This is a genomic window from Streptococcus sp. (assembly GCF_019414905.1).
Taxonomy (GTDB): domain Bacteria; phylum Bacillota; class Bacilli; order Lactobacillales; family Streptococcaceae; genus Streptococcus.
On record NZ_DXLC01000127.1, the window covers coordinates 1 to 5,910 of the forward strand.

The window sequence follows — 5,910 nt, forward strand, 5'->3', positions numbered from 1 at the left end:
TGGTGCTCTTCCTGGAAATGAAGGACGTGGTTATGTCCTTCGCCGTCTTCTCCGTCGTGCTTCTATGCATGGTCAAAAATTGGGTATCAACGAGCCTTTCCTTTACAAACTCGTTCCAACTGTTGGTAAAATCATGGAAAGCTACTACCCAGAAGTACTTGAAAAACGTGACTTTATCGAAAAAATCGTTAAGAGCGAAGAAGAATCATTTGCTCGTACCCTTCACTCTGGTCAACACTTTGCCCAAGGCATCGTAGCTGACTTGAAAGAAAAAGGTCAATCTGTCATTGCTGGTCAAGATGTCTTTAAACTCTATGACACTTATGGATTCCCAGTTGAATTGACTGAAGAAATCGCTGAAGAAGCTGGTATGACTGTAGACCGTGAAGGTTTTGAAGCAGCCATGAAAGAACAGCAAGAGCGCGCGCGTGCCTCAGCTGTCAAGGGTGGCTCAATGGGTATGCAAAATGAAACCCTTCAAAACATCACTGTAGAAAGTGTCTTCAACTACAATGCTAGCCAATTGTCTTCTAAATTGGTAGCTATCGTGGCTGACAATGCAGAAGTAGAAGCTGTATCAGAAGGAACTGCCTCTCTTATCTTTGCGGAAACGCCATTCTACGCTGAAATGGGTGGACAGGTCGCTGACCACGGACAAATCTTGGATGAGTCAGGTAAGGTTGTGGCTACTGTGACAAATGTTCAAAAAGCACCAAACGGACAAGCCCTTCACACTGTTGATGTTCTTACACCGCTTGCCTTGAACCAAGAATATACGCTGGCAATCGATACCAATCGTCGTCACCGTATCATGAAAAACCACACTGCGACTCACTTGCTTCACGCTGCCCTTCATAATATTCTTGGAAACCATGCGACACAAGCAGGATCTCTTAACGAAGTCGAATTCCTTCGTTTTGACTTTACCCACTTCCAAGCTGTGACTGCTGAAGAATTGCGTGCGATTGAACAGCAAGTCAACGAGAAAATCTGGGAAGCTCTTGAAGTGAAGACAGTTGAAACGGATATTGACACTGCCAAAGAAATGGGAGCTATGGCCCTCTTTGGTGAGAAATACGGCAAGGAAGTTCGTGTTGTTACTATCGGTGACTACTCTATCGAGCTTTGTGGTGGTACCCACGTTGGCAACACTTCTGAAATTGGTCTCTTCAAGATTGTCAAAGAAGAAGGGATCGGATCAGGAACTCGCCGTATCTTGGCAGTGACTGGTAAGGAAGCCTTTGAAGCCTACCGTGAACAAGAGGACGCTCTTAAAGCTGTTGCAGCAACCTTGAAAGCACCTCAACTTAAAGAAGTACCTCACAAGGTAGAAGGACTTCAAGAACAACTTCGTCAATTGCAAAAAGAAAATGCTGAGTTGAAAGAAAAAGCCGCAGCTGCAGCCGCAGGCGACATCTTCAAGGATGTGAAGGAAGTCAATGGTCACCGTTACATTGCTAGTCAAGTTTCTGTATCAGATGCAGGTGCCCTTCGTACTTTTGCAGATAACTGGAAACAAAAAGACTACTCTGATCTTCTTGTCCTAGTTGCCGCTATCGGTGACAAAGTCAATGTCCTTGTAGCAAGCAAGACAAAAGACCTTCATGCAGGAAACCTTGTCAAAGAATTGGCACCAATCGTCGATGGACGTGGTGGTGGTAAACCAGACATGGCCATGGCAGGAGGAAGCAATCAAGCTAAAATCCAAGAATTGTTGGATGCAGTAGCAGGTAAATTGTAATCAAGTAAAGATCTATCCATTTGGGTAGGTCTTTTTATGACTACAAAAAAGCCAAATCCGTTTGGACCTGGCTGGGTTATTATGAGCTATTAGATAGTATTGGCTACCCAGACACTTACGGATCTAGCTGAGACTGGGAATTGTCCATAACCTTCCTCATCAATTGTAACTTGACCTTGGTGGTTGCCAAGTAAATCTACAAAGGTTTGGTTAGCCCATTCTTGGCCGACAAACATTGACTTGTTGTTTTCTTGGTCATTTGAAATCAAGACTGCGATTGGGGATTGATTTTCAGCACCTGAACGGACCCAACCGATACAGTTAGCATCATCAAAGTAGTCATTTTGTTCTCCATAGGCCAAATCTTTTCGGATGGCTAGGAGGCGGTCAAGGACCTCTTTGAAATCTTGTTGAGCATATTGCCCTGAAATTCCATAGTAGTCGCCGTAAAAGACACATGGAAGGCCATTTTGGCGCAATAGAATGAGGGCATAGGCTGCTGGTTTGAACCATTCTTCAACGGTAGACTCAAGAGCCTGACCTCGTTGTGTATCGTGGTTGTCGACAAAAGTCACAGCCTTGTCAGGCTTGAGTTCAACCAAGCTATCTGTGAAAATACCACGAAGGTCATAGTTTGAACCTGCTCGACTAGCATCAAAGAGATTCTGGTGGAGACGAACATCGACAAGGTCAAAGCGTTCTTCCGTTTTTTCAAGATAGTCCAGATTGGCTTCCTTGTCTGGATTCCAAAATTCACCAAAAACATAGAAATCCTCACTGTATTTTTCCTTCATATCGCGGATAAAATTGCGCATAAAGAAAGAGTCAATGTGCTTAACGGCATCCAAACGGAAACCAGCAATACCAGTCGTTTCCATGAACCAGTCAGCCCAGTCATAGATATTTTGGATGACTTCAGGATGTTTAAAGTCTAGGTCGGCATACATGAGGTAGTCGTAGTTGCCGTTTTCATTATCGACCAATTCCTCGTTAGCCCAGCCCTTGTTGTCTCCTTGAATCAGATAAATCCCAGACTTACGGCGTTTCGCATCGTAGTCTGTACCTGTGAAGTGGTACCAGTGCCAGTGGAAGTCATTGTAGGTATCTTGGCGACCATCGAAGGTAAAGCTAGTCCAGCCATTGATGGTGAAGGGTTCCCCAAGTTCAACTGTACGGTCTACAGGATCCACTTCAATAACCTGAAAGGCTTCCATGTGATCGGCTGCAGCCTTGTGGTTGAGTACCACATCGGCCATAGGCTGGATTCCCTGTGCTTTTAGGGTTTGAATGGCTTGAAGATAGTCTTCTTTGAAACCATACTTGGTGCGGATAGTACCTTTTTGGTTAAACTCTCCTAGGTCGAATAAGTCATAGACCCCATAGCCGACATCTTTTTCATTGGTTGCCTTAAAAGCTGGTGGCATCCAGACATGACTGATACCTAGATCAGCTAGGTGTGGAGCATCTTCAGCCAGACGCGTCCAGTGCTGACCATCGTGGGGCAGATACCATTCAAAGTATTGCATGAGTGTTTGATTTTGCATGATGTTTCCTCTTACTTGTCAATCTTGTTCTTTATTCTATCATAAAGTATTGGTTAGCGCCAACGTTTGCATAAGATAGAAAGAAACTATTTTAACTACTTAAAATAAAGTATTGATTTTTTTGTATCAAAGTGCTAGTATAACAGTATGTAATATAGATAAAGATAGGAGTCATCCCATGATTGAATTTCAAAATGTTAGTAAGTTGTATGGTGATAAAGAGGCTTTGAGCAATCTCAATCTGCAGATTGAAAATGGGGAGATTATGGGCTTGATTGGCCATAATGGGGCTGGAAAATCGACCACCATAAAATCCTTAGTCAGTATCATTTCGCCTAGCAGTGGTCGTATTTTGGTAGACGGTCAGGATTTATCGGAAAATCGCTTGGCGATCAAACGAAAGATTGGCTACGTTGCAGACTCGCCTGACTTATTTTTACGTTTAACGGCCAATGAATTTTGGGAATTGATCGCTTCATCCTATGATCTAACTAGCTCTGACTTGGAGTCTAGTCTAGCTAGGCTATTGAGTGTTTTTGATTTTGCTGAAAATCGCTATCAGGTTATTGAAACCCTTTCTCACGGAATGCGTCAGAAAGTCTTTGTCATCGGAGCACTCTTGTCTGATCCTGATATTTGGGTCTTGGACGAACCCTTGACTGGTTTGGATCCCCAGGCTGCCTTTGATTTGAAGCAGATGATGAAGGAACATGCACAAAAAGGCAAGACAGTCTTGTTTTCAACCCATGTCCTAGAGGTGGCCGAGCAAGTCTGTGATCGGATTGCCATTTTGAAAAAGGGGCATTTGATTTATTGTGGTAGGGTAGAGGACTTGAGAAAAGACCACCCAGACCAGTCTTTGGAAAGTATCTACCTTAGCCTTGCTGGTAGAAAAGAGGAGGTTTCAGATGCGTCTCAAGGTCATTAAAAAATTAGTTGATATCAATATCCTCTATTCATCTCAAGAAGCTAATCTGGCTAACCTACGAAAGAAGCAAGCTAAAAATCCTGGGAAAAAAGTAAATGTTTCCGCTAGAGTCCTAGGTTCTTACATTTTTTCCAGTCTCTTGATGCTCATCATGTTTATAAATATAGCCTTTCGTTTTCCTTTTGAGGAAAGGCCAAGTTTTTTTAGTAGCATGATTGCTATTTTACTGGTGCTTGCCTTTTCAACTTCTTTCACTGCCTTTTACAATGTCTTTTATGAGAGTAAGGACTTGGCATCGTATAGGCCCTATGCCTTTAAAGAATCAGAGATTATAATTGCTAAAGGACTGTCTGTTCTCTTGCCAGCTCTAGCTGGAATTGTACCAATCCTAGCTTATTTTCTAGTCCTCTATATTAGGCTAGCTCCTTCTCTTTGGCTGGGCTTGCCTTTGATGCTGCTGTCCTTGGCCTTGTTATTTGTCTCTGTTACTTTAGTGATGGTAGTGGCAGTACATTTCTTGGCTCAGACTAGGGTCTTCAGAAAGTATCAGTCTATTTTTGCCAATGTGATGATTGGAATAGGAGTTCTCATACCTTTAATATTTGTCCTCTTTCTACAGTCGACTTTTGGAAGTATTGTTGACAAAGTTAGAGACATTCCATTTCTCCTTTATCCTCTTCATATCTTTTACAAAATAGCAGTGGAGCCTTTTTCGACAGAAGCCATCTTGGGTTTGCTCGCTTGGATAACTCTAACTGTCTTCTTGCTTTACCTGACCAAAAAGAAGGTTCTTCCTCATTTTTATGACGTGATCCTACTTAATAGTGAGGAGAAGGTCAAAAAAGAACGTCGCAGCAAGGAGAGAATTTCAACTACTAATAAAAAGGGATTTTTCCGTATGGTTTTACGCTACCACCTCACCCTCTTGGGACAGGGGACTGGCGTGATTACAGTGCTTTTTACAAGTGCTTTTCTTCCTTATCTCATGATGATCGGTCTGATTTCCAACATCCGAGATTCTCAGATAGTTCCAGACATTCATCCTCCATACTGGTTACCCTTGTTTTTTATAGCTCTCTTTATAGCAGTTGTCAATAACAATATCACCAGCCTGCATTCAATTGCCTTGTCCTTGGAGAGGGAAAATGTTGATTTTCTTAAGAGTTTACCCTTTGACTTTGCTCGTTATGTGAAAGTGAAATTTTGGATTATATTTGCTGTCCAGTCCTTTTTACCAGTTCTGACTTTACTTGGCCTTTCTCTATATCTAGGCTTGCCCATCCTTTCGATGATTTACCTCCTTGTGGTATGGATCCTTGCCAGTGTCATCCTTTCTTGCCACCATTACCTTAAGGACGTAAAAAATCTGTCAACCAATTGGAGTAGTATTACGGACCTGGTGAACCGTTCAAATCGTATAGTAGCAATAGTTTTACTCTTAATTTATAGTGTTATCTTAATGATTTTAGTCATAGCAAGTTTGTTCTTGGTTCGGTCTCTCGCCCCTGTCCTTGCCATCAGCTTGGGAGTAGGAGTTCTTATCCTCTTGCTTGGTCTTGCTATTTTTGGCTATCATTACTACCTGTCACGCATATTGACAGAAATAGAAAAAAGATGAGATAGTTGGTCGCTTGCTTGATAAATTTTATAAAAAGAAATGAGGCTGAGCAAAAAGTCACTTCTAACTAGCAAAAAAA

4 protein-coding genes are annotated in these 5,910 nt (G+C 42.3%); 3 read left to right on the plus strand and 1 reads right to left on the minus strand.

The genetic code is table 11. The annotated features are described in order from the left end of the window. The coding region (gene alaS, locus QZ359_RS03785; protein ID WP_293960475.1) for an alanine--tRNA ligase at positions 1-1,741 on the plus strand (1,741 nt) is incomplete at its 5' end. Between the two features lie 89 nt (positions 1,742-1,830). Here the strand turns inward: alaS and QZ359_RS03790 are convergent. Beyond that, the gene (locus tag QZ359_RS03790) at positions 1,831-3,285 is read right to left on the minus strand and encodes an alpha-amylase (protein WP_293960478.1); all 1,455 of its coding nucleotides are present in this window, start codon (positions 3,283-3,285) and stop codon (positions 1,831-1,833) included. 178 nt (positions 3,286-3,463) lie between these two features. Between QZ359_RS03790 and QZ359_RS03795 the strand changes: the two genes are divergently transcribed. Together QZ359_RS03795 and QZ359_RS03800 are read left to right on the plus strand one after the other, a co-directional pair. After that, positions 3,464-4,213: an ABC transporter ATP-binding protein gene (locus QZ359_RS03795; protein ID WP_203175946.1), complete on the plus strand. Its 750-nt coding sequence runs from the start codon at positions 3,464-3,466 to the stop codon at positions 4,211-4,213. Next, positions 4,194-5,831 (plus strand): hypothetical protein, encoded by a 1,638-nt coding sequence (locus QZ359_RS03800; RefSeq protein WP_293960485.1) that lies wholly within the window; start codon positions 4,194-4,196, stop codon positions 5,829-5,831. The genes QZ359_RS03795 and QZ359_RS03800 overlap by 20 nt, the downstream gene beginning before the upstream one ends. Positions 5,832-5,910 lie beyond the last annotated feature (79 nt).

Excerpts from the sequence above, each read along its gene's own strand:
- QZ359_RS03790 (WP_293960478.1), bottom strand. The coding sequence starts at position 3,285 with ATGCAAAATCAAACACTCATGCAATACTTTGAATGGTATCTGCCCCAC.
- QZ359_RS03795 (WP_203175946.1), top strand. The coding sequence starts at position 3,464 with ATGATTGAATTTCAAAATGTTAGTAAGTTGTATGGTGATAAAGAGGCT.
- QZ359_RS03800 (WP_293960485.1), top strand. The coding sequence starts at position 4,194 with ATGCGTCTCAAGGTCATTAAAAAATTAGTTGATATCAATATCCTCTAT.